Below are 23,300 nucleotides of genomic sequence, written 5' to 3' on the forward strand. Positions count from 1 at the left end.
TTCATGCAAAGGCATATTATGTCATCTAAGGATGCTAAGATCTTCATTAACAAGATAAAAGAGAAATATAATATTGACATTTCAAATGCAAAATTAGAGGTAGGCAAGGAGAAAAAGGAAACGTGGTACTATGTAAACGATATTTTAGCTTTCTTTGACGACTTGATTCCCACACTTTGTGCAATAATGAAACTAAAGATCAGTCTCCCTTACGTAATTATAGATGAGGGAGCTGTAAGAGCGGTCAGTAAAGGAGCTGATCTTTTCGCCCCTGGTATAGTAGAATATGGTTGCGAATGCAAAGAGAATGATATTATTTTGGCTAAAACCAAGACAAATCAACCTGTTGCCGTACTAAGAGTTTTAATGTCAAAGGATAAGGCTCTGGTTGAAAAGAGGGGAAAATTCGCTATTAATCTCCACCATGTAGGAGATACGATATGGGAGATGTGTAATGGCTAACTTTTCTATCGTTATACCCACTTATAATGAAAGGGACAATATCGTAAAATTAGTTGAGGAGATAAAAAAGATAGTACCGTATACCTCGAGGATCCTCATTGTAGACGATAATAGTCCAGATGGAACTGCATTAATATTGCAAGACTTAAACATCCATAATCTAACTGTGTTAGTAAGATATGATGAAAGGGGTCTGGGATCAGCAATAAGATATGGAATTAAAAAGGCAATAGAACTGAAATCAGACTTCATAGTTACAATGGATGCGGACTTTAGTCATGACCCAAAATATTTACCAGAAATGATGAAAATTGCCTTAAATGAAAATTACGATCTAGTCATAGGTTCTAGATATGTAAAGGGGGGTGGGATAGAAAATTGGCCCTTTAGTAGGAGAATTATAAGTAGGGGAGCCAATTATCTATTTAAGTTGGTATCACATTCGCCTATTAACGATAATACCTCAAATTATAGAATATATTCACGTAAAGCAGCGTTATTGGCGTTAGAATGTGATACCACAAACGGCTATGAATTTCAAATATGCTCCATATTCAAGATTATAAGAAATAATCTCACGTTTAAGGAGTATCCCATTATTTTCGTAGATAGGAAAACTGGAAAAAGCAAACTAGATTTTAGAGAAATTTTAAATTGGTTCCTTTATATAGTTAAGCTTTCCCTTTCTTCTTGAGTTTTTCTAACTCTCCTTTAATCGCTTCTATCTCCTTCTTAAGTAATGTTATCTCGTTCTCATGATTCTCCAAGGTTTTTAACAATTTCTCGCTGTCTGGATGTTCTACCTTATGTTCCTTAAGTCTTATATTACCATCTTGATCCATATCAACTAGTCCTAGTCTTTGTAGTTCTCTAGCGTAACCCTTGGCAGTCTTTGGAGATACTTTTATTTCTAGAGCGAGATCCTTTACATTTATACTACCCTTGTTTTTTAGAATATTTACTATATCTTGAAGCCTAGGAGTAAGTTCCATATATAATAGCTAATCATAGAATCTCTTTTAAATATAAAGTCATATCAAATTAAGAGAGAATTGACACTACTACTAAAAGAGAATGATGTAATAAATTTACTGGATTACAAACAAATTTATGAGTCATTATTAAACGCATTTTTACTTTTTGATAATAAACTAGCAATAAATTTAGAAAGAAGTAGAATATCATTTCACGGAACTACTCTTACGTTTCAAGCTGCAGCTATGGAAAACTATATGGGATACAAAACTTTCATTTCAAGTAGCCATTTAACGTTCTTATATGATACCGCCGGTAATTTCCTAAGCATAATAGAGTCCGATAGGCTCTCACAAGTTAGAACTGCTGTATTGTCAATACTTGCAACAGACTATATATATGGAGACTTCTCCTCACTAGGAGTAATTGGTTTGGGAAAGTATGGTCTAGCAATTGTAGAGATTGTAAGTCAACTAAGGAAAGGAATTAAAATTAATATCTTTACCCCCTCCCAACAAAGAATGGAAAAAGCTTTAGCCATATTTAGGAGTGAAGGTATAGATGTTTCGCCTAAAGATTCTATTAAAAAGATTTGTGAAGAAAGTGAAGTTATAACAACAATAACTAAGGCTAAGGATCCATTTTTGAAATTAGAATACGTAAATCATAAAAGAATACACATTAATGCAATGGGTTCTAATATACCAGAAAAGATTGAGATTTTCCCAGAGGTAATAAAAGCGTCAAATTTGATTGTAGTTGAAGAATTAGAGCAGAGTTTAAAAGAATCTGGAGAGTTGGTCATTGCAAAGAAAATGGGAATGCTAGATATGAGTAAGATAACTCTCTTGTCGTCAATACTATCTAGAAGGATTAATGTAGCCAGAGAGGGAATAACAATCTTCAAATCTGTAGGTATAGGTCTTGAAGATTTAGCAGTAAGTAGACTTATCTATGAAAAAGCTTTAAGCAAGGGTTTAGGTACTGAAATAGAGGTAAAAGGAGTTTGGTATCGAGAATCGGAAAAGAAATAGAGATTTCACCAGTTGAATTAGGATCGCAAATAGCCAAAAGAGTTAAAATTAACATGGCCAGCGGGACGCCAGATCCTAGTAAAATGCCCTTAAAGGAAATAGAAGAAGCGTATAACGAAGTTCTGAACGAACTAGGTTCGAAGGTATTATTTTACCCTGGAGCTGGAGGACAAGACGAACTTATAAGAGAAATAAAAGACAAATTCCTACCTCTTTTAAACTTGAACAAGAGAAAAGGTGAAAGAATAGTTGTTACAAGCGGAGCACAACATGCAATGGAATTATTAGGCAAATACTTCCTAGAGAACGATGTTATAGCTGTTGAGAATCCAACCTTCATAGAAACTTTTAACGCGCTAAAATTCAGAAGTTCATCTGTAATTCCAATATCGTTAGATTCGTCCGGAATTAACGTTAATGAACTCGAAACCCTACTGAAAATTGTTAAAATTAAATTGTTATATGTTATTCCAAATTGTCACAATCCAGCTGGAGTTAACATGTCCGAATGTAAAAGAAAGACATTAGTAGAACTGGCCGAAAAATACGATTTCTACATTATAGAAGATGATCCATATAGGCCAATAGCTGGAGAAATTCCAAATCCAATAAAGAACTACGACAATACCGGTAGAGTAATATACGTAAGTAGTTTCAGTAAAATAATAGCACCGGGGTTAAGAGTAGGATTTCTCGTAGCAAAGGAAGATATAGCTGAAAAAATTAGCTTAATGGAACAATTGGACTTCTCTACATCAACCATAAACCAATATGTAGTAGCCAGATTGCTAAGAAAAGGGATTATAACTGAGAGATCAAAGGAGCTTTATGAACATTATAAGATTAAAATGAGAGCATTAATAGACTCCCTTAAAGATAAAGGATTAGACAAGTTTAACGAGCCTAAGTGTGGTTTCTTTCTTCTCCTGGATGTAGGTAGAGATAGTTGGAACGTTTTCCATAAGGCCGTGGAGAAAGGTCTAAGTTTTGTTCCAGCAAAGCCTTTCTTTTTAAGGGGAGGAGATACAATGGTTAGACTAAGTGTTTCAGTGGCAACTAAGGAAGAAATAATTGAGGGAGTCAGAATCCTTAATGAAGTCATAAGAAACAGTTAGCCAAAGACCACTTCTTCTACCTTAGAAATGAAATCCTTTACTTGATTCTCATAAAACGGAATGTCGTCTTGATCCACATTCCCACTTAAATAGCAATCATAATGTAATGTTAACCCTAAGCTCCAATAATATTCTACCCAATCTCCTAATATGTTAGATAATTCCTTTACAACCTCGTTTCTTGGTTTATATTGTAAAGAGAAGTAATAAGTGAGGAGTTTTATTCCAGCATTTATTGCCTCATACAACATTTCGCATACTACTATTGGAGAATTAACTGTACTACTGAGATCATAATAGAATTTTGATGTTGAAATGAAATATGTGTAGAACTCCTTTTTAGGCTCATTTACTGTTTCCACGATATTATACTTGTACTGTATTATTTTAAAAAGTAAGCGTCGCGCTACTACACTTTAATAACAGAGAATAAGGAAAAAATATATGAAATAGAATGAAGTTAATTTACTTTTCACTTATCTTGACTGCAGTATCTCTATTGGTAGGAAGTATAATGCTATTGAATTTTGTACCGCGAATTTTCACAGTTGGTACATTAGTTATTGTGGTATTTCTAATTATATCTTTATTTTTGATTAATAAATATAATTTTTTAAAATATATATTATTCATTTTAGCAATATTAGCTATTATTATCTCATCTTCTTCCGGAGCACATATACAAGCTTTTAGAGAGTTTGGCCAATCGTTATATATCACAGCACTGGATATTTTAATGATCTTGGGTTTCTATGTAGGGCCCATCTTATATATAATAGCACTCCTTAGAGATAATTTAAAAAGGTAAGATTACTATAATTTTACTCTGTGGAAATTATAGATCCGCATGCGAGAGTAGCAGATTTGGTAGGACTCTTGTACTCTTTGGAAAACACGTTTAATGGAAAGACGGACCTATATATGTTAGAAAAGGAGATGGAAGTAGATTTGGACGATCTAATGCCAATAGTATATACAGCAAATTCCTTAGGTTTCATAACAGTAGGTGAGGGAGACATAATAATAACTGACAAAGGTATGGAATTCCTTAAGTCAAATCTCAAAAGAAGGAAGGAAATCATCAGAGATTCCATAAAGAAAATTGAACCGTTTAAAACTACTCTAGAATTGAAGTATTTTACAATAGAAGAATTGAAATATATTCTTGAAAAGAAAGGAATCCAAGTTTATAATAGCCCAGAGGGTCTTTACGATTTACAAATAACTTTAGTGGAATGGGGGGTCTATTCAGGATTACTGAAAAAGGAAGGAGACAAGTTTATTGTAGTTACGACTTAGCGTAATGCTAGAGAAGTATATAAATATATTAAACAAGAAGAGTCTTATGAAACAAGAAAAGGGAGAGGAACTCGTTCATTATATTCATGAAGCTGACACTTTTAGGACTAAAGTCTTTGGTATACAAGATGGTCTAATAGGAGTAGGTGCAATAGTGTTAGGAGCTGCCGGATTTTCACACGACGCAATTGCAGTATTGGTAGCTGGTTTAATTGCAACGATTGGCCAAGCGTTTTCAATGGGTATTGGAGAGTATATAAGCACAAGAGTTAGAATGCAAGTAATTCAGAACGAGATAAGAAAGGAAAAATACCAGTTGAGAAATTTCCCAGATATGGAAAAACAAGAGTTGGTTGAATTTTATATTAAGAAGGGCTTCAATAAGGAGGTTTCAGAAAAAATAGCAGATTACTTACTAAAAAATGAGGATGTAGCCTTAGAAGAGATGCTAATGCATGAACTTAAAGTATTTCCAGAAGAATTCGATAGCCCAATTAGGCTTGGCTTCCTCATGTCCTTTTATTTGATAATAGGAGGCCTCATACCAATATTACCATTTGCAATAGGCGCCTACTTTAGGCAATCCGAGTTCAACTTTGCGTTAATCACATCAATATTACTAGTGATTATAACTCTTGGAATATTTGGCGTATTAGGCACTAAGTACACTGGATTAAGCAAACATAGAGGAGCCCTAGAGCAAATAGGTACTGGACTAATCGCACTTATGGGAAGCTATGTAGCTGGAATGGTATTAGCACACTTTATACCTGTTTCATATTTACCTTAACCTTCTCCTGCACTTAATAAATTAGCTAATCCTCTAGGTATCCTGGCTGGCCTATTATCCTCCTTAAATAACTCTTTTCTTCTTGCTTCCAATATTAATGGCTCTAAATTTAAATACTCAGCAGCAGTAGTCACTCTTACGCCTAAGTCCTTAGCGATATCATAAACTGGTTTTAAAACTTCAGCGTAGTTAATGTCCCTTAGGACGTGATGATCAATAATTACTGTTTCAAGTCCATTCTTGACTATTTCCTCCATATTCCTAATTGACTTTTCTAGTTCTTCTTCTTTTAACACCCTACCTAAAAGATAACTTAGAGGGCCATCAATTATAATAGTTTTTGGCATCTTTTCCTTTGTGAACTTTAAATGTACATCTTTTGGGGCTCCTTCTATATCAGAAGTAAATATTACTGTCGAGTCCTTATCACTTATCGCAACTTGAATTACATAGCCTAATCTTTCATCGGCACCATGTGGAACTGCTGGAGAAAAGGAGATAGTAGTATGACCAAGCTCTAATGTCTTACCATCTGCTATTTCTATTTTACTTGGTTTATCTTTTATAGATCGCAGGAACCTAGGAGCCCTCCTATATTTTTGGCTATTATTTATCATATTTTGAGGATCTTTTATAAATACTAACTTATTCTTGTAGATATCCGTTGGTATAACGTATCCAGGGTCATGATGATCATAATGATAATGAGACACTATTATTACATCAACATCTTTTGCAACATCTACTAAAACCTTAGCCAATTCCGTTAGTCTATCCACTTCTCTCTGATGAGGTGGAAGATTATATCTTCTTGGGGCTAAGGAAATAGCAGGGTCTACTAGAACTCTAAGGTCTTTAGTTTCTATTAAGGTTGCTTGAGATCTTACACCTAAACTTTCAAACGCTATTGGTGTAATTTTCATTTAAAAATACCTTTATCTTATATGCGATTAAAATCTAATAGTAGAAATGTCTAGTGTAATTTCCCTTAAATCTTTCCTTACGTTTTCTATGTCCATTTTAGTCATCCTGATTCCGTAGTTGGTCCTTTTCTTTTCTATATATTTACCTAGCCCATATATCGTAAACCCAGATATGGTAGTTATGTGAAATGGGTCGTCTAGGCCAAGAGCTATAAATCTTCCTACTCCTTGAATTACTCTACCCCGTGGCTCATAATCGCCCAATAACTCCTTAAACATATATACATTATTGACTTCTAAGATTAAAAGAGATTAGGACATCAGAAGAGTATGACAATAAACAAAAAATATATTATTAGAGATGGGTATGAAAAATAATGCTGGAAATTCTGCTAATAACGTTAAGTGGTATAGTATCTTCATGGACTGTGTATAATGGCATACTATCAATAGTTGGCGTAGCATGGAAACCATTTGAAAGTAAAAATCATAGTGGAATAACCTTTAGTCTGATAGTTCCGGTTAAAAATGAGGAAAGAGTACTTCCTAGGTTATTAGATCGACTTGTAAATCTAGAATATGATAAATCTAAATACGAAATAATTGTAGTGGAAGATGGATCAACTGATAGAACTGTCCAAATCTGTAAAGAATATGAGGCAAAGTATAACAACCTTGTAAGATGTTATAGTCTTCCAAGAGCTAATGTACCAAATGGGAAAAGTAGAGCATTAAACTTTGCCTTAAGTATCAGTAAGGGAGAAATTATCGGTATATTCGATGGAGATACAGTACCAAGATTAGATATTTTAGAGTATGTTGAACCGAAATTTGGGGATAGTAATATTGGTGCTGTTCAAGGAAAGTTAATTCCAATAAATGTAAGGGAAAGTATAACCAGTAGATTAGCAGCCATCGAGGAATTGATATATGAATATTCGATAGCTGGAAGAGCTAAGATGGGTCTCTTTGTGCCAATAGAAGGAACTTGTTCTTTCATAAGGAAAAGTTTGATAATGGAATTAGGAGGATGGAATGAACATTCTCTAACTGAAGATTTAGATATTAGCCTTAAAATTGTAAATAAAGGCTATAGGATTATTTATTCCCCAACCACTATCAGTTGGAGGGAAGTTCCAGCTAGTTTGAGAGTTTTGATTAGACAAAGGTTAAGATGGTATAGGGGACATTTAGAAGTACCTTTTGGTAAGCTTAGAAAGATCGATCTAAAAGTAATAGATGGAATGCTAATAGTACTTACACCATTCTTCATGGTCTTAAATCTTGTGAACTATTCTCTAGTATTAGTATACTCTTCATCCCTATACATTGTCGCAGCCGGCTTAGTTTCTTTGGCCTCTCTGCTTTCGTTAATACTTATAATCTTAATAGCAAGAAGACACATGATAGAGTATTTCTATATGATTCCTTCGTTCGTTTATATGAACTTTATTGTAGCGCTAAACTTCACTGCAATATTTTTAGAGTTAATGAGAGCACCGAGAGTGTGGATAAAGACTGAAAGAAGTACCAAGGTTACGGGGGAGGTTATAGGATGATAACTGAGTTTCTACTAAAAAAGAAATTAGAAGAACAGTTAAGCCATGTAAAGGAAGAGAATACTATATATGTAACAGATTTGGTAAAATGCCCCAGAAAAGTAAAATATGAGAGCGAATATAAAGAGCTCGCAATTTCTCAAGTTTATGCACCTTCAGCTATTTTAGGAGACATATTACATCTTGGCCTTGAAAATTTATTAAAGGAAAACTTTACTGCAGAAGCTGAAGTTGAGACTCAGAGAGAGATTCAAGTTGAAGGTAGAGTTTACAAAATTAAGGGAAAGGCTGATGCAATAATCAAAAATAGTAGCGGTGAAAGTATAATAATTGAGATAAAAACTTCTAGGAGCGATAAAGGACTACCTTTAATTCACCACAAGATGCAACTACAAATATATTTATGGTTATTTAATACAAAAAAGGGGATATTAATCTACATAACTCCAGATAGGATTGCGGAATATGAAATAAATGAACCTTTAGATGAAGCAACAATAGTAAGACTTGCAGAGGATACAATAACGTTAAGGAACTCGCCTAGATTCAATTGGGAGTGCAAATATTGTATATTTTCCGTCATTTGTCCAGCCAAACTAACCTAAAATTAATATTTTTTATCGGTATAGTTAAATTGTGCACACTAGACCAGTAGTAGCCACAATAGCTGGTAGTGACAGTGGAGGAGGTGCTGGATTACAAGCTGATCTAAAGACGTTTACTGCATTGGGAGTTTTTGGTACAACAATAATAACCGGTTTAACCGCACAGAATACAAAAGCAGTAACAAAAGTATTAGAGATACCACCAGATTTCATTGAAGCTCAGTTTGATGCAGTTTGTCAAGATTTACGACCATCTCACGCAAAAACAGGTATGCTAGCTTCAGGTAAAATAATAGAACTTGTGCTAAGAAAGATTAAGGAATATCAAATAAAACTAGTTTTAGATCCCGTAATGGTTGCGAAATCTGGATCGCTATTAATAACGGAGGACATCTCAGAACAAATAAGAAAAGCGATGAGAGAGGCTATAATTTCTACTCCCAATAGATATGAAGCTGAGATAATAGCCAATACCAAGATTAATAGTCAAGATGATGTTATAAAAACTGCAAGAGAAATATATTCTAAATACGGGAACGTGGTTGTTAAGGGATTTAATGGAGTAGATTATGCTATAATTGACGGAGAGGAAATAGAGTTAAAAGGAGATTACATTGGCACTAAAAACACGCATGGTAGTGGAGACGTATTTTCTGCCTCCATAACTGCATATCTCGCCTTAGGATACAAACTTAGGGATGCAGTAATTAGAGCTAAAAGATTTACTTCATTAACAATTAAATACGGTTTAGACTTAGGAGGAGGATATGGACCAGTTGACCCGTTTGCTCCTGTAGAGTCTATAGTAAAGAGAGAAGAAGGAAGAAATGAGCTAGAAAACTTACTTTGGTTCTTAGAGTCTAATCTCAACATTACACTTAAGCTAATTAACGATACTTCTAAAGTAAATGTGGCATATATGACAAATTATAATGACGTGTTAAGTTTAGCTGGGGGGTTGATAAAATATTTAGAGAAAATAAAGATTGACGGACCAATACTTAATAACGTAAGTAATGAGATAACTAAGATCATGAGAGAAACATCTAGTGAAAAAATAGGGATATTATTACCGTTAACTGATAAAATACTAGATGCAGCGGAAAAAGGTAAAATAAAATTGAGTAAAAGTGGTATTAATGGTGACGCGATATTACGGGATAATATGGTATTAGTCGTGGGTAAGGATAAGGATGATTTAATAAGAAAGCTAAAAGAGGTAGTCCTAGGTTGATAGCTGTAGTAGGAAGTTATAACGTTGATGTAATACTGAGAGTAAGTAAAATACCGGAAATTGGAGAAACGGTAATAGCTGATGAGGTATACATAACTCACGGAGGGAAGGGCTCAAACCAAGCAGTATCAGCTTCAAGATTAGGAAGTCATGTTAAAATAATCGCTGCAGTGGGAGATGATAAGCATGGAACGAATGCAATTGAATTCTGGAAATCGGAAAATATTGACGTATCTAAAGTTAAGATAAAGAATGGTATAAACACTGGCACTGCATATATATTCGTTGACAAGAAAGGAAGAAATATCATTGTCGTAAACAGAGGCGCTAACTACAACTTGTCAGAAGACGATTTAAATAATAGTCTTGAGGGCGATATATTGTTAATACAATTGGAAATAAGAGAAAACGTAGTTAAAAAGGCTGCAAAGGAGTTTAACGGAATAAAAATACTTAATCCCGCGCCAGCAAACCTTAAAGATACTGAAATCTTGTCATTAGTAGATATTATAACACCTAATGAAATAGAGTTTAAAGAGTTAGTAAATACTGATGATTTTGAGTATGGCTTAAATGTATTACTAAAGAAAGTAAAAAAGGCAGTTATAGTTACGTTAGGGGAAAGAGGAGCTTTATTAGCAACTAGGGATGGAAAAAAGGTACTTATACCATCTCCTAAAGTAAACGTTATAGATGAAACGGGAGCTGGAGATGTATTTAACGCAGCACTTTCCGTCTATTTGGAAAAGGGATTCGATCTTGAGACCGCAGTTGAATATGCAAATAAGGTTGCAGCACTTTCCGTAACTAAGATAGGAGCTTTAGGACCAAAATTAGATGAGGTGAGAAAATTCCTTGAGGAAATCGATAACGAGTAAAAGAAAAAGTAATAGAAAAGGGAAGGAGGAACATTGCACTACAAGTTTTTGTGATTTGGATTTTGTAGATATAACGGAGCGTGACGACATGTGAAAATAACTTTTATTGGAACAGGTGCTGGTTCTAGCTTAGGGTTAAAAAGGGTTAAATCCAGTATACTAATCAACGATAAAGTACTTCTTGATTTAGGACCTGGGGCTGAGTTAAGACTGGAAGATATGAGTACACATCCAAAGGCCCTCTTTATTACTCATTTGCACGTCGATCATTTTAATGGAGTTTTCGATTATTTAGTCCAAAGGAAAATAAGACAAATTCCGGATTTGGAAATCTACTCTACTAAAGGTTTCTTAGAAGTGCTAAACTCATACATTAGAGTAGGAAATAATATTTCAGCTAAAGTATACGAAAGCGATTTACCCAGAGGTAAAATTGACGATATGGAAATATATTCGATTCAAGCTTGTCACTCGATATATGCTGTTAGTTATATTATAAGTGATGGTAATACCAAGGTATTATATACTGGCGACACTAAAGAGCCTTGTAATACCATTCTAGAAAACGTAAAAGATGTAGATTTGATTATTCATGAAACGACTTGTATGAATGACTGTAGTGCTTGGGGACATACTTCAATCAAACAAATATTTGAATTGTTTAGTAATAAGAGAATTATTGCCACTCATATTCCAGTTGAAATTGAAGAAAAAATAATAAGCTTCGCTAATAATAAAATAATTATTGCTTCTGATGGGTTGTCATTAAATGTGTAGAATTCTGGCTTTTCACACTAAGGCCGAAATTTCAAAAAAATATGTCAACGCATTAATAAAGGCGAGTAGAAATGATATTTTCTCTAAATATGGTAGCCATCCTGATGGATGGGGTCTAAGTGTGTTTCTCAAGAAAAATGATAAGTGGAAGGTAATTTATTATAGATCAGAAGATCCAATATTTGAAGATCCTAACTTTAATTATTTAATTGATATTGCCAAGGGAGAAGAGATAATTGGAATTATTCATGCAAGAAAAGCCGGTAGAAAATTTCTTACTGGAGTATCTCATGCTCATCCCTATTACGTAAGGGCAAACATTTATGATCTCTACTTTGCTCATAATGGTTCAGTTAGTAGAACGAGCTTCAAGGATAATAATAGGCCATTTACTGATAGTTATCTAATTCTGGAGGAGATAAAGACATTGATAGAAAACAACATGTCTCCATTCGAGGCGTACGTAAATACTCTAGATAAACTAAAGGATTACTCTACGAGCTTAAATTCCGGTTTAATTTATTACAATAAGAAAGAAGGGCCATCTCTTTTAATTGGATATTATTACAATAAGAATAGATTATCAAAAGAGACAAATGAGGAGTATTATAAGCTCTATACAGACAATGAAAGATACGTATTTTCGTCTACAATAAAATACTATCTAGGAGTAGATGCAGAAGAACTTATGATGGGAAGTATTATGCATCTTTGAGAAGTATAAATTCTTAAGCATGAAGATTATAATATTAATTTATGAAGGAGAGTCTCATAGAAGCAAAAGTTATAGATTATGGTAAATTAAAGGATATTCAAAAGGAAATTGTATATTACAAGCTCTATGTTGACGCATTAAGAAAGAAAGGGATTAAGGAAAAGGTAGATCCACCTCCTACCTTACCCAAATCTATTGTAACTTCAATACTTACTGGAGGAATTCCTAGAGATGGCCCCCTTCAGATAGAAGTAGTTGACGACGATATGATAAAAATAAAAGAGTATAATACTTTAGTTAAAATAAAAAGTGATTCTAGGCCACCGTTATACGCCATAGTGGAGTATACGGATACCGATGTAAGAGTGTATTTAGCTTATCAAGAGAACCCTAGTATAGTTGGAGTAGACCTAGGTTTACGTCACCTAATAACAATTGTTGCGTTAAAGGATAACAAACCATGGAAAGTGAGATTCTTTAACGAACCTAAACTTATGGAGCAGTTTGCAAATTTCTTAAGTGAAAATCAAGGAATTATTAAGTTAGAGGAAATGAAGACTAATGCTAGAAAAATCCTTTACGAAGCTGTAAGCTTTATTGAAGAATTGGAACCAAAAATAGTCGCAATGGAGAATTTGGAATATTTTGAGACGAAAACGGGTAAAGGATTACGAGCTTTACAGAATATGCTAGAAAACGAGATACGAAAGAGAGGTATTAGATATAGAAAAATAGACCCGTACAATACATCAAGAGTGTGTGCAAAATGTGGATATAAGAAAGGTGAAATACTAGGTTCGCTATTTGTATGTCCAGCTTGTGGATATAAAGCAGATAGAGATTATAATGCTGCCTATAATATAGCACTAAAATGCTACTACACTTGCTAATACTAGATACTCCAATAATTCCTCAAAATATTTTTCTCTTCACTTAGATAATTCATAAACCTAGACTTAACTGTGTCACTTGATTTATATTTTTTATATTCTATTTTCAAGTTTGCAAATCCTTCTAAAAATGCCTTTAAACCTTTTACTAAACCTTTATTATAACCTCCCTCTAAAACTGCATATTTTCTAGTAAATTTATTGCTAATCATACCAAAATTATAAAACGTATACTCAGTAGCGTTAACTGAAGCCAGACCATCACCAACATAAGAGTCAAAACCAGCAGAGTACGCAACAACCACTGGCTTGAAATCGTCTAGAATAGCTTGAATAATTGGAATTAATTCCTCATATAAATCATCACTACCTAAAGGAGGTATCAGTAAGTTGATCTTAGTCCCCTCAGCGTCTTTCCCACCTATCATATCCACAAAGCCGGTACCCGGATAGATGGTCCTAGGATCTTGATGTACATCAATATGCAGAATATCTGGATCATCATAAAAGATTTCTTGCGTTCCATTACCATAATGTACATCAAAGTCAATAATAGCCACTCTTTTTAACTTATACCTCTTAATAGGATATGCTACGCTGTTGAAAATACAGAAACCTAAAGTAGGAGCTCCTAAAGCTCTTCCATTGACTCCAGCGTGATGACCAGGAGGTCTCACTAATGCAAATCCGTTAGTCTCAAAAGCCTTTAATGCACCACCCATCGCATAAAGTGCGGATTCGTAGGTGTATTTGTTAGTATAAGTATCCGCATCTAAGTTCTCTTCTAATTTAGAGTGCTTTTCAACTAATTTAATATAATCTTCTGAATGTACTATTTGAGGATCATCAACCCTAACTGGTTTCTCAAACTTAACCTCAAGTTGATTAATTGCAGATAATGCCTTGTCTATCCTACTAGGGTTCTCTACGTGATACTTTTTTGGAGCGTGATACCTATATATATCGTCATAAACAATAGTTATCATTTAGCCTATCTTTTTATAACACGTCTATTTAAGTTTAGAACATGGATCGAATACAGAGATTACAAAAGGAATTGGAGAAGACTGATACAGATTATCTGATAATTGGAACTACTAGTAACATGTTCTATTTAGTAGGATTTTCAGAGGAACAGATGGAAAGGCCGCTTTTACTTTTCGTCACTAAAGACGACTATTTCATGCTCGTTCCAAAACTCTATGAGCAGCAATTAAAGCAATTACCACTTATCGTTTATAGAGATGGGGAGGATCCATACTCCAAACTAAATTTAAAGGAGAGTTCCAATATTTTAATTGACGATACGACCTTCTCACTATTCACTATAGAAATACTAAATAGGTTCAGGCCTAGAAGAATAGGTAAAGCTTCAGCTATATTGCGAAAGCTTAGACAAGTAAAGGATGATGAGGAAATAGAAAAAATGGAGAAAGGTGTTAAGAAAGCAGAAGAACTTCTTTTAGAATTTGTACCGAATATAAAGGAAAATATAACGGAGTGCGAAATAGAGAGAAAACTAAAGAGCTTCTTGATTGGAGAAGCTGGTTATATCTCATTTGATCCAATAGTGACCTCTGGTCCTAACTCTTCTATGCCCCACTTGAGATGCAGTGATAAAAAGATAAAACGAGGTGAGGTAATAGTTATAGATTACGGAATAAAGTATGAGGGATATTCTACAGATACTACAAGAGTGTTTACATTAGGTAGACCTAATGACACTTTAGCTTTAGAAATTGTAGAAATCGTCAAAAGTGCGAATGAAGAGGCTGAAAAACACGTAAGAGAGGGTATTAGGGCTAAGGAGATTGACGATATTGCTAGAAAAGTTATAACTGATAAGGGATATGGGGTTTACTTTATTCATAGGACTGGACACGGTATAGGAATCGACGTTCATGAAGATCCATACATTTCTCCAGATAACGATGATGTAATAGAGCAGAATATGGTGTTTACTATAGAACCTGGAATTTACCTACCAAGCAAATTTGGTATAAGAATAGAAGACGAAGTAGTAGTAAAAAAAGGATATGGGAAAGTACTAAATACGTTGCAAAAAGAATTATACATTCTATAAATACACTACTAATTTTTTAAATTCATAATTTCTCTTTAAGTGGTAATATAGCATCTATGATCATTCTTCGTGATATTAAGAACAAAAGAAGGAAAACACTTAAAAGCATTTAGATATATCTTTTTGAAGGTGATTTTGATGAGAAGGAGTTTAATAATATTATTTTTTGTAATATTATCTCCTCTAACATATTTAGCATTACCAATATCATCACAATCCACGCCGATTCAAGGATATGCAACAAGCAACGAACTAATAACACCTGGCGAAATCGAGGTACCAATAACCTTCCATCTGATTAACCTAGGCCAAACCTTAACTGATGTAACAATAATTCCTGCAGATACTTATCCGTTTTACCTTTACCCCTATAATAATGGAACTGAACTTACGCATATTCCCTTGTGGAATCAAGGACAAACAGTAAATGTTACTTACCTATTTGATATAGCCAGTGCTGCTAAGACTGGTACATACACTGATGTAGTAATAGTCCAAGGTGTCACTACCTCGGGTACCCAGGCAACTTATGACGTTTTAGTACCAGTAGTAATAGCTGGCTATGTTAATTTCTCTGCATCCTCAGTATGGGGAACAACATCAAACCCAATGGTAGTAGGACCAGGAGAAAACAACATACCACTAACAATAATACTACAAAACTTAGGTAATTCATTAGTTACTAATATAACATTAGAACTAAACTCACAGTTTCCAGTTAAATTCCTGCAAAATAATGCCACAATTTCTGCAATACCGGCAGGATATTATGGAGAAGCAACTGTAATGGCTTCAGTGTATCCTAACGTAACTCAAGGTTTGTATTATATCAGGTTAAATATAATATACTATCATAATGCAACTACAACAGTATTAGTACCCATTGATATTGGCTCATCTAATCAAGTATCATTAGAAGATGCGTGGGGTACACCATCTGATCCAATAGTTGCTGCTCCTGGGGAAACATTACTTCCCCTTACTATTTATGTAAAGAACCTTGGCGAGAACCTATTATCCAATGTCATGTTAATATTACAATCTCATTATCCGATACAATTCCTCCAAAATTATACAATGATAGGTTTCGTACCAGCTGGAGGATATAATTACGTAACAGTAGTAGCAAACGTCTATAAGAACGTAACACCTGGAGTATATTACGTACCGATAACGTTAGTTGCATATGATGGAGGATTCATGCAAACTTTTGAAATGCCAGTTTACATTTTAGGCTATGTTAATTTCTCTGCATCCTCAGTATGGGGAACAACATCAAACCCAATGGTAGTAGGACCAGGAGAAAACAACATACCACTAACAATAATACTACAAAACACTGGAATAGTTTCTATAACGAATGCAACCTTGTTCTTACAATCACAATATCCAGTAGAGTTCCTGCAGAACAATGTAACAATAGGAAACATTCCCGTAGGCTATCCTATACCAGTAACAGTACTTGCAAATGTTTATCCCAATGTAACAAATACTGGTGTTTACTACATAACCGCAAAAGTAATGTACTACGATGGTGTGATACAATATGTAAAAGTTCCAATATATATACAGTCATTGAATCAAGTTTCGGTAGAGGGTGTATGGGGTTCTTTATCTAATCCGATACTAGTAGCGCCAGGAGAGAATAACGTACCGTTAACGATAGTAATAAAGAATCTTGGAGAAAACCTAATGACAAATGTGAGCCTAATATTACAATCTCATTATCCGATACAATTCCTCCAGCAAAACGCCTCCGTTGGTTTCGTTCCCGCAGGTAGCTATAATTACGTAACAGTTACAGCTAACGTGTTTCCAAATGCGACACCAGGAGTATACTACATACCAGCAACCTTAGTGGCTTATGGTGGATTTAAAGAAAACATAATGATAACGGTTGATATCCTAGGATATATTACAATACAAGCTCAAAGTTTGTGGGGAGGAGTAACGTCCCCAATAACAGTTTCTTCAGGTGAGAACGATGTACCTTTAACAATTTTACTCAAAAACACTGGTGACGTTAATATTCTCAATGCTACCTTAGTTTTTCAGAACGTAGAGTATCCATTAATCTTCCATCAGACTAATGCACAAATTGGTATTGTGCCAGCTGGACAAGAAAATTATGCTACGGTAACTATAAGCGTGTTTCCAAATGCGACACCAGGAGTATACTACATACCAGCCACTCTGTATTACTTCAATCACAAAACCACAATAACGATCCCAATAACAATTTATTCACCAAATATTTCAGTAAATTTAATAACAATTCCACCTCAAGTATTTCCTAGCTATTACGATGTTAGATTATTGGTAATTTTAACAAACTTTGGAGGTGGCATAGCAGAAAACGCCAATGTGAGCATTCGATCACCATTCCAAGTCATATCTTCTAATCCACTACATTTAGGAGCACTACCAGTAGGAGTACCAGTTAATGCCACATTCCTCATAAATGTTCCAAATGATACTATACCTAAAACCTATATTATAAACGTTACCATTACCTATGATGGTGGGAAAGAAACTTATCAATACCCATTACAAATATATCCCAAGGCTAATCTGATCATAGCAGGAGTATCTTACCCTTCACTAAGTGCAGGAGATAGTAACGTACCAATCACAATAACTCTTAAAAACAATGGAAATTCCACAGCTAAGAACGTTATAGTTAGGCTAGGTACTTCTAATCTAATATATCCTCATGTAAGTTCATCAAACCCATTACAAGCACTGACGGCATCTGAGGTATTCGCTGGAGATATTGCTCCTGGACAAACAATAAATGTAACTTTTGTAGTCGATGTGAGCAGTGGAGCATCTTCCGGAACTTACCCATTGGCAATAGCTTTGATATGGAATCAAACTGGTTCGTTATTCCCATTTGAGCAGTCTGATACATTCTATGTAACAATATCTCCTCCATTCTATGAGCAGTTCTTTAAATCGCCCGCTGGCATAATAGCAGTTATAGTGATAATAATAATAAGTATAGTGATTGTCACAGTACTCCTAAGAGTAAGAAATAAAAGAAAATGAAACATCTTTAAAATAATGATAAGAGCTTTTATACTTTTAACATTATTTTTTAGACCAATTTATTCGGAATTAGCCTTACTCTTCTCTTTGCTATTCATACTTTTGATACTTCTTCTCTCGTCTTTATCAGTTTTGATAAAAATTTTAAGATTAATGAAAAAAGGCACTAAGCTGAAAATCTAATAGGTGAAAGTACGTAGTAAAAAGGACTAATCTATAATTTCATGAGACTATTAATTATATGTAAGTTCGAAATCATGAAGTTAAGTATATTCTTGTTAGAATTCAACATGAGCTCTCAACTTAGCAAGAATTTAAATTAGAAAGTCCTTTTATCTTATCAACTACTCCTTTTGAGAAAAAAGCGGATTTTTACTAATGTAATATTAATCTACCGTTTTGCATATAATTCTAATTACTATAATTTTAATGACTTATGATAGTCTATAGGAAAAAGTTATAGGTTGTAAAGAATCTCTTTGACAATGTATATGACCCTAGAATTACTTAACGTAGTTGGTATAATTGCATTTACAATCTCTGGTTCTCTTAAGGGAACTAATAAAGGGTTAGACATTTTTGGTGTAACGATTTTAGGGGTAGTAACTAGTTATGCTGGAGGTATACTTGCAGATATCTTACTAGGCATATATCCACCAGATATACTTAAGGAATGGAATTATCTTCTACTAAGTGTCTGTATTTCTATTTTCGTCTTTTACTTCTATAAATGGTTACAGACCAATCCAATAAAAATGGTAATTATAATAAGCGATGCCATAGGACTTTCAACTTTTGCAACATTAGGTGCGTCATTAGCTTATTCTTATGGATTAAATCCAATATCAGTTGGGTTAATCGCGGCTATTGTTGGTACTGGAGGGGGTGTAATAAGGGATCTTCTTGTAAACGAAACACCTATGATACTCACGAAAGAAATATATGCCACTGCAGCTCTTCTTGGTGGAGTAATATACTATTTCACTACTCCTTATTTGCATCATGGTAGTTTGTTTGCAAGCTTTCTAAGTACGTTTTTATTGAGAGTTCTTGCAATAAAATATAATTTTAATTTACCTAAACGAAAATCTAATAAAAGTTAGTTCTTGCTTACCTCTTTATGTAGTAGAAATATCTTCCTCTTCTCCCTACCTTATTTTCCTTAATAAGTTGAGATAATGCATCGTAAACTTCTGGAGCAGGATATGGTATGTATTTTAACAAATCATTGAATGTCACCCACTCTCGATCCTTTATTATTTTTTCTACAGACTGTTTAACATCTTCCATTATATTATAATATAACTATATGTAAAATAAGTTTGTGTTAAAAAGGTCCGTATATATGTTATAAGATAATTTTATATTTCTGGCCAAACTTTTACCACTGCATTGTTATTATACTTTAAGCCTGTAAAAAAAGAGAGAGATATAAACGTTGCTTTGGAAATCGTATCTGAATTATTCGCTTCAAAAGTCGGCAAACTACTAGGTTTGCCTATACCAGAAGTATTCTTAATAGAATATGGAGAAGAAACGGGACTTTTAATGGATTATTTGCCGGATAAAGCTTCAAAGGAGAACATAAGTAACTTAGATGAAATCAAGATGAGTTTAGCGTTCGAAGAGTGGATTTTGAACATAGATTTAAAGGAAGATCATGTACTATCAAAGAATGGAAAAGGATTTATCATCGATCATGGCCATTCGCTATCTGCTTGGAAACCATTGTATTACATAATACAAATCATCGATAAAAAGGTGAGTAGATTTAATCTGTGGGCTAATGAGGATGATTTTAAAAATGGAATAGAACTGCTATCTTCAATTGATTATAATATGATATTGAATACTCTCAAGGAAAGTTTCTCTGAGGTAGTTGAGAGTAATTTCTGTAAATTACTTACTAAGCAAGTTATAGATGAGTATACGGAATTAAATCTTAAGATTTTAGAAAAAAGAATGGAGTATTTGAAAGGTGGTAAAATTTTACTTACTTATGAGTATAGGTAATATAAATATTGAAAACATTAGATTGAAAAATACAATTATAGTTATTATTGTATATAATTTATTTCTCTCAGAAGCGAATTGTGCTATTCCTAATAACACCCTAAGAACTGGGGTAGCTATTAGAACCATTAGTCCTAAGTATATATAATCTAAACCGTATAGCTTAGGTAACCCAGTAAATATTTCAGAAGGTTTAAAGATTGAACTATTAATAATTGAGTTTGAATTTGATATCTGAGTAATAGTAAACCCGTTTGAACCATTATTCAAAAATAGTAGGGCTACTCCGAAAATTATTATTATTGCACTAATTATTACGCCTATTCTTAACGCATTACCTATAATACTGTTAAAGTCCATATCCTAGCCCCCTTAGTATCATTTGAATTCCTAGAAATATGAGAATTACAGTAAAAATATACCTTATAGTTTTATTTGTAACTCTCACTAATATTTTAGTTCCAATAAATGCCCCAATCAAAACGCCTAACGCAGTACCCGCTGCCAAAAACGGCTGTATATATCCGAATATCCAGTAAATTGAACTTCCAGTTGCAGCTGTTACACCAATCATGAAATTACTGGTAGTAGTACTAACTTTCATTGGTAGGTTCATCGCCCAATCCATACCTAAAACCTTCAGTGCGCCCGAACCTATTCCTAACAAACCAGAGATGAAACCTGCAAAGAACATAATTATTTCGCCAAGCCACCATCTCACACCGTGATATTCAACCTCTCGTTTTAATACCGTATCATAATATTTCCCATAAAGCTCAAAAACTCTAGTTGTCCAATCTGGTTTAATGGGTTTAGGAAGCTCAAATTTAGACTTATCAAGTTGTACATAAACTTGAGAAAGTAAAACAATCCCAAAAACAATATAAACTATAAATTCTAAATGATGAGCATAAATGTAGGCTACTGTCAAGGCTCCAGCTATAGAACCTGTTGTAGTAGCTATTTCAAGCCCCATACCTATTTTCACATTAGTTATTCTATCCTTAATATAGGCACTTGCCGCACCGCTAGAGGTTGCTATAGTTGAAATTAGACTAGCTCCAGAAGCATATGCAATAGGTACGTTTAGATATAATGTATAAATTGGTACTAAAAACGTAGCTCCACCTAAACCAGTCAGAGCGCCTAGTATACCTGAAAGAGCACTAATTAGCACAACTATAACAAAAAATTCTATTGGAGATAGCATAAAAAAGTACTATCCAAATGGTTATTAAAGTATTCGATCATTCTTCAGCATACTCAACTGGATCTCTAAGTCCATTAATCTTAAACGCCACTCTCCTCATATAACAAGGTCCACATTTTCCACAATGTTTTTGCCCTCCTTCATAACAGCTCCATGTTAAATGTAATGGAGCACCAATTTCGTATCCCAGCTTTACTATTTCATGCTTCACTAAATTACCAACTGGCATCAATACCTCCACTTTCTTATTTGGGCCAGTCGCATAGGGGCTTAACTTACTTAACATCCTTATGAACTCCATCTCGTTATCTGGATAAGCTCCAGCTTCCTCTAAATTTATCCCAGAGGCTATTGCGTCGTATCCATAAGCTTCAGCAATTGCTAATGCCGCGGAAAAGAAAATTAGGTTTCTTGCAGGAACCCATTCGTGCGCAAACTCTGCTCCTTCTTCTCCTTTCCTATCCTTAACTATCTCTCCCCCTCCCTTTATTAGCGTAGCGTGACCTATCATTTTAAATAAATCTGTATTTATTTCAATTAGAGGAACTTGCAAATGCTCAGCAATCTTCCTCACTGCCTCTCTTTCCCTTTCCTCAGCTTTATGATGGTAATTAAAGTGTATTAGGGTAACTTCATGACCTTCCCTTAAAAGTTTAGTAGCCGCAACAGTTGAATCTAGCCCACCACTTGCCACGACAAGTACCTTATGTTTTTTTCTTTTCTCTATGATCGGTAACGTAGTTATTTGCTTATTTGAACTCACCATTACTACAGAATAAGGTTCTAGTTTAGTTACGTTTACTAGGTCAAATGGTTTTACGTCAAAATACTCATCAAGAGACGTAAAGAATATTGACTCCAACGAGTAGTCATAAGCCATGTATAATGGCTTAAAGTTCTGAGCTAGAAATATTCTATCATGATTCCTCTTATCACCTATAACTAAAGCAAAGCTTCCTCTAATTTGTTCTAAAATTCCCTTTAATGTTCCAATATTACCATCCCATGTTTTATCTAAAAGTGATGGAAGAATTGCACTATCGATCTTAGTCTTTCTTTTAAGCTCGTATTTTTTCTCTAATTCTAAATCATTCGCTATTATTCCATTATGGGTTACAATATATCTATCTCCGATAAAGGGTTGAATATCCTCTTCAGTCTTCTGTCTAACATATTCAGTCGTAGGCTCTGCCCTATTATTAGCTATTACTACTCTAGAGTCTTCATCTAAAATTCCATACAGCAATTCCTCTTTTTCTGAAGGCTTCCCTACGGATTTTCTCACTTTCACCGTACCGTCCTTTTGAATTACAACAATTCCAAAACTATCCCTACCCCTATCCTCTGCCCTTTTGAGAATATCAGCTAATTTTCGCTCAACTTTGTCAAAATTTTTAGGGTTTAATATAAGGACTCCAGATACACTACACACTTGTTTATACCTTTATAGCTTACCTAAAAATCTGTCTAAGCTCTAATTTTATCATAATTAGATCTCCTTCTAAATTTTCACCATCAATCATGGAGAATCCATATTTTGACGCTATAAAAGGAATATCTTCTAATGTGTTTTCAGTTATTACAACCGTGATAACATCTCCTAATTTACATTTCTCTCTCTGTTTAGACAGAAATACCTCAACATCTTTTTTGGTATTAAGGACATCCACCATGCTTTTAACCTACATGA

28 protein-coding genes are annotated in these 23,300 nt (G+C 34.1%); 18 read left to right on the top strand and 10 right to left on the bottom strand.

Features of this window, described 5'->3' with window-relative positions; translation table 11 throughout:
- Window positions 1-3: 3 nt before the first annotated feature.
- Entirely contained in the window at window positions 4-462 is a 459-nt protein-coding gene (locus YN1551_RS03175) for an RNA-binding protein (protein ID WP_012714209.1), read from the top strand.
- Window positions 455-1,156, top strand: coding sequence for a polyprenol monophosphomannose synthase (locus YN1551_RS03180; RefSeq protein WP_012717183.1), 702 nt, complete (start codon window positions 455-457; stop codon window positions 1,154-1,156). The genes YN1551_RS03175 and YN1551_RS03180 overlap by 8 nt, the downstream gene beginning before the upstream one ends.
- On the opposite strand, the gene YN1551_RS03185 is transcribed toward YN1551_RS03180, so the two are convergent.
- The gene (locus tag YN1551_RS03185) at window positions 1,134-1,454 is read right to left on the bottom strand and encodes a winged helix-turn-helix transcriptional regulator (protein WP_012712089.1); all 321 of its coding nucleotides are present in this window, start codon (window positions 1,452-1,454) and stop codon (window positions 1,134-1,136) included. The two genes, YN1551_RS03180 and YN1551_RS03185, sit on opposite strands and share 23 nt — an antisense overlap.
- 60 nt (window positions 1,455-1,514) lie before the next feature.
- On the opposite strand from YN1551_RS03185, the gene YN1551_RS03190 reads away from it, so the two are divergent.
- The gene (locus YN1551_RS03190; RefSeq protein ID WP_012714207.1) at window positions 1,515-2,471 is read left to right on the top strand and encodes an ornithine cyclodeaminase family protein; all 957 of its coding nucleotides are present in this window, start codon (window positions 1,515-1,517) and stop codon (window positions 2,469-2,471) included.
- On the top strand, window positions 2,444-3,586 hold the full coding sequence (locus YN1551_RS03195) for an aminotransferase-like domain-containing protein (RefSeq protein ID WP_012717184.1): 1,143 nt from the start codon (window positions 2,444-2,446) through the stop codon (window positions 3,584-3,586). Before YN1551_RS03190 ends, YN1551_RS03195 begins: the two co-directional genes overlap by 28 nt.
- On the opposite strand, the gene YN1551_RS03200 is transcribed toward YN1551_RS03195, so the two are convergent.
- Window positions 3,583-3,948 (bottom strand): hypothetical protein, encoded by a 366-nt coding sequence (locus YN1551_RS03200; protein WP_012712086.1) that lies wholly within the window; start codon window positions 3,946-3,948, stop codon window positions 3,583-3,585. The two genes, YN1551_RS03195 and YN1551_RS03200, sit on opposite strands and share 4 nt — an antisense overlap.
- 92 nt (window positions 3,949-4,040) lie before the next feature.
- Between YN1551_RS03200 and YN1551_RS17960 the strand changes: the two genes are divergently transcribed.
- The 3 genes from YN1551_RS17960 to YN1551_RS03215 are packed head-to-tail and all read left to right on the top strand — an operon-like array spanning window position 4,041 to window position 5,675.
- Complete coding sequence (locus tag YN1551_RS17960) at window positions 4,041-4,394, top strand: hypothetical protein (RefSeq protein WP_012714205.1); 354 nt, start codon at window positions 4,041-4,043, stop codon at window positions 4,392-4,394.
- 20 nt (window positions 4,395-4,414) lie between these two features.
- Window positions 4,415-4,885 carry an AAA-associated domain-containing protein gene (locus YN1551_RS03210; RefSeq protein ID WP_012714204.1) on the top strand — a complete coding sequence of 157 codons (471 nt, stop codon included), beginning with the start codon at window positions 4,415-4,417 and terminating at the stop codon, window positions 4,883-4,885.
- Window positions 4,886-4,889: 4 nt separating this feature from the next.
- On the top strand, window positions 4,890-5,675 hold the full coding sequence (locus YN1551_RS03215; protein WP_012717185.1) for a VIT1/CCC1 transporter family protein: 786 nt from the start codon (window positions 4,890-4,892) through the stop codon (window positions 5,673-5,675).
- On the opposite strand, the gene YN1551_RS03220 is transcribed toward YN1551_RS03215, so the two are convergent.
- Together YN1551_RS03220 and YN1551_RS03225 are read right to left on the bottom strand one after the other, a co-directional pair.
- The gene (locus YN1551_RS03220; protein ID WP_012714202.1) at window positions 5,672-6,598 is read right to left on the bottom strand and encodes an MBL fold metallo-hydrolase; all 927 of its coding nucleotides are present in this window, start codon (window positions 6,596-6,598) and stop codon (window positions 5,672-5,674) included. The genes YN1551_RS03215 and YN1551_RS03220 overlap by 4 nt on opposite strands.
- 27 nt (window positions 6,599-6,625) lie before the next feature.
- Window positions 6,626-6,877, bottom strand: a complete 252-nt coding sequence (locus YN1551_RS03225) for a hypothetical protein (RefSeq protein WP_012717186.1) — start codon at window positions 6,875-6,877, stop codon at window positions 6,626-6,628.
- Between the two features lie 98 nt (window positions 6,878-6,975).
- Between YN1551_RS03225 and YN1551_RS03230 the strand changes: the two genes are divergently transcribed.
- The 7 genes from YN1551_RS03230 to YN1551_RS03260 all read left to right on the top strand — a co-directional run bounded on the left by YN1551_RS03230 (window position 6,976) and on the right by YN1551_RS03260 (window position 13,256).
- Window positions 6,976-8,157, top strand: coding sequence for a glycosyltransferase family 2 protein (locus YN1551_RS03230; RefSeq protein WP_012714200.1), 1,182 nt, complete (start codon window positions 6,976-6,978; stop codon window positions 8,155-8,157).
- Window positions 8,154-8,762 (top strand): CRISPR-associated protein Cas4, encoded by a 609-nt coding sequence (gene cas4, locus YN1551_RS03235; RefSeq protein WP_012714199.1) that lies wholly within the window; start codon window positions 8,154-8,156, stop codon window positions 8,760-8,762. Before YN1551_RS03230 ends, cas4 begins: the two co-directional genes overlap by 4 nt.
- A 31-nt stretch (window positions 8,763-8,793) precedes the next feature.
- Window positions 8,794-9,996 (top strand): bifunctional hydroxymethylpyrimidine kinase/phosphomethylpyrimidine kinase, encoded by a 1,203-nt coding sequence (thiD, locus tag YN1551_RS03240; RefSeq protein WP_012714198.1) that lies wholly within the window; start codon window positions 8,794-8,796, stop codon window positions 9,994-9,996.
- Window positions 9,993-10,874 carry a ribokinase gene (gene rbsK / locus YN1551_RS03245; RefSeq protein WP_012712077.1) on the top strand — a complete coding sequence of 294 codons (882 nt, stop codon included), beginning with the start codon at window positions 9,993-9,995 and terminating at the stop codon, window positions 10,872-10,874. The genes thiD and rbsK overlap by 4 nt, the downstream gene beginning before the upstream one ends.
- 90 nt (window positions 10,875-10,964) lie before the next feature.
- On the top strand, window positions 10,965-11,651 hold the full coding sequence (locus YN1551_RS03250; protein ID WP_012712076.1) for an MBL fold metallo-hydrolase: 687 nt from the start codon (window positions 10,965-10,967) through the stop codon (window positions 11,649-11,651).
- A complete protein-coding gene (locus tag YN1551_RS03255) occupies window positions 11,644-12,366 on the top strand; it encodes a class II glutamine amidotransferase (protein WP_012712075.1) in 723 nt (240 codons plus the stop codon). The genes YN1551_RS03250 and YN1551_RS03255 overlap by 8 nt, the downstream gene beginning before the upstream one ends.
- A gap of 41 nt (window positions 12,367-12,407) precedes the next feature.
- The gene (locus YN1551_RS03260; RefSeq protein WP_012716517.1) at window positions 12,408-13,256 is read left to right on the top strand and encodes a zinc ribbon domain-containing protein; all 849 of its coding nucleotides are present in this window, start codon (window positions 12,408-12,410) and stop codon (window positions 13,254-13,256) included.
- 2 nt (window positions 13,257-13,258) lie between these two features.
- On the opposite strand, the gene YN1551_RS03265 is transcribed toward YN1551_RS03260, so the two are convergent.
- Window positions 13,259-14,242 (bottom strand): histone deacetylase family protein, encoded by a 984-nt coding sequence (locus tag YN1551_RS03265; RefSeq protein WP_012714195.1) that lies wholly within the window; start codon window positions 14,240-14,242, stop codon window positions 13,259-13,261.
- 41 nt (window positions 14,243-14,283) lie between these two features.
- On the opposite strand from YN1551_RS03265, the gene YN1551_RS03270 reads away from it, so the two are divergent.
- The 3 genes from YN1551_RS03270 to YN1551_RS03280 all read left to right on the top strand — a co-directional run bounded on the left by YN1551_RS03270 (window position 14,284) and on the right by YN1551_RS03280 (window position 19,490).
- Window positions 14,284-15,339 carry a M24 family metallopeptidase gene (locus YN1551_RS03270; RefSeq protein ID WP_012716515.1) on the top strand — a complete coding sequence of 352 codons (1,056 nt, stop codon included), beginning with the start codon at window positions 14,284-14,286 and terminating at the stop codon, window positions 15,337-15,339.
- A gap of 69 nt (window positions 15,340-15,408) precedes the next feature.
- Window positions 15,409-18,387, top strand: a complete 2,979-nt coding sequence (locus YN1551_RS03275; protein ID WP_012717187.1) for a COG1361 S-layer family protein — start codon at window positions 15,409-15,411, stop codon at window positions 18,385-18,387.
- 485 nt (window positions 18,388-18,872) lie between these two features.
- Window positions 18,873-19,490, top strand: coding sequence for a trimeric intracellular cation channel family protein (locus YN1551_RS03280; protein WP_012717188.1), 618 nt, complete (start codon window positions 18,873-18,875; stop codon window positions 19,488-19,490).
- 7 nt (window positions 19,491-19,497) lie between these two features.
- Here YN1551_RS03280 and sul7s read toward each other — a convergent pair whose 3' ends face one another.
- Window positions 19,498-19,677, bottom strand: coding sequence for a winged-helix single-stranded DNA-binding protein Sul7s (gene sul7s / locus YN1551_RS03285; RefSeq protein WP_012712068.1), 180 nt, complete (start codon window positions 19,675-19,677; stop codon window positions 19,498-19,500).
- Window positions 19,678-19,779: 102 nt separating this feature from the next.
- Between sul7s and YN1551_RS03290 the strand changes: the two genes are divergently transcribed.
- Entirely contained in the window at window positions 19,780-20,400 is a 621-nt protein-coding gene (locus tag YN1551_RS03290) for a hypothetical protein (RefSeq protein ID WP_012712067.1), read from the top strand.
- On the opposite strand, the gene YN1551_RS03295 is transcribed toward YN1551_RS03290, so the two are convergent.
- The 4 genes from YN1551_RS03295 to YN1551_RS03310 are packed head-to-tail and all read right to left on the bottom strand — an operon-like array spanning window position 20,377 to window position 23,283.
- Window positions 20,377-20,760, bottom strand: a complete 384-nt coding sequence (locus tag YN1551_RS03295; RefSeq protein WP_012714191.1) for a DUF1634 domain-containing protein — start codon at window positions 20,758-20,760, stop codon at window positions 20,377-20,379. The genes YN1551_RS03290 and YN1551_RS03295 overlap by 24 nt on opposite strands.
- Entirely contained in the window at window positions 20,750-21,610 is an 861-nt protein-coding gene (locus tag YN1551_RS03300; RefSeq protein WP_012717189.1) for a sulfite exporter TauE/SafE family protein, read from the bottom strand. The genes YN1551_RS03295 and YN1551_RS03300 overlap by 11 nt, the downstream gene beginning before the upstream one ends.
- A gap of 37 nt (window positions 21,611-21,647) precedes the next feature.
- Window positions 21,648-23,042 carry a 7-cyano-7-deazaguanine synthase QueC gene (gene queC / locus YN1551_RS03305; RefSeq protein ID WP_012716513.1) on the bottom strand — a complete coding sequence of 465 codons (1,395 nt, stop codon included), beginning with the start codon at window positions 23,040-23,042 and terminating at the stop codon, window positions 21,648-21,650.
- Between the two features lie 19 nt (window positions 23,043-23,061).
- The gene (locus YN1551_RS03310; protein ID WP_012714188.1) at window positions 23,062-23,283 is read right to left on the bottom strand and encodes a hypothetical protein; all 222 of its coding nucleotides are present in this window, start codon (window positions 23,281-23,283) and stop codon (window positions 23,062-23,064) included.
- Window positions 23,284-23,300 lie beyond the last annotated feature (17 nt).

This window comes from Sulfolobus islandicus Y.N.15.51, assembly GCF_000022485.1.
Classification (GTDB): domain Archaea; phylum Thermoproteota; class Thermoprotei_A; order Sulfolobales; family Sulfolobaceae; genus Saccharolobus; species Saccharolobus islandicus.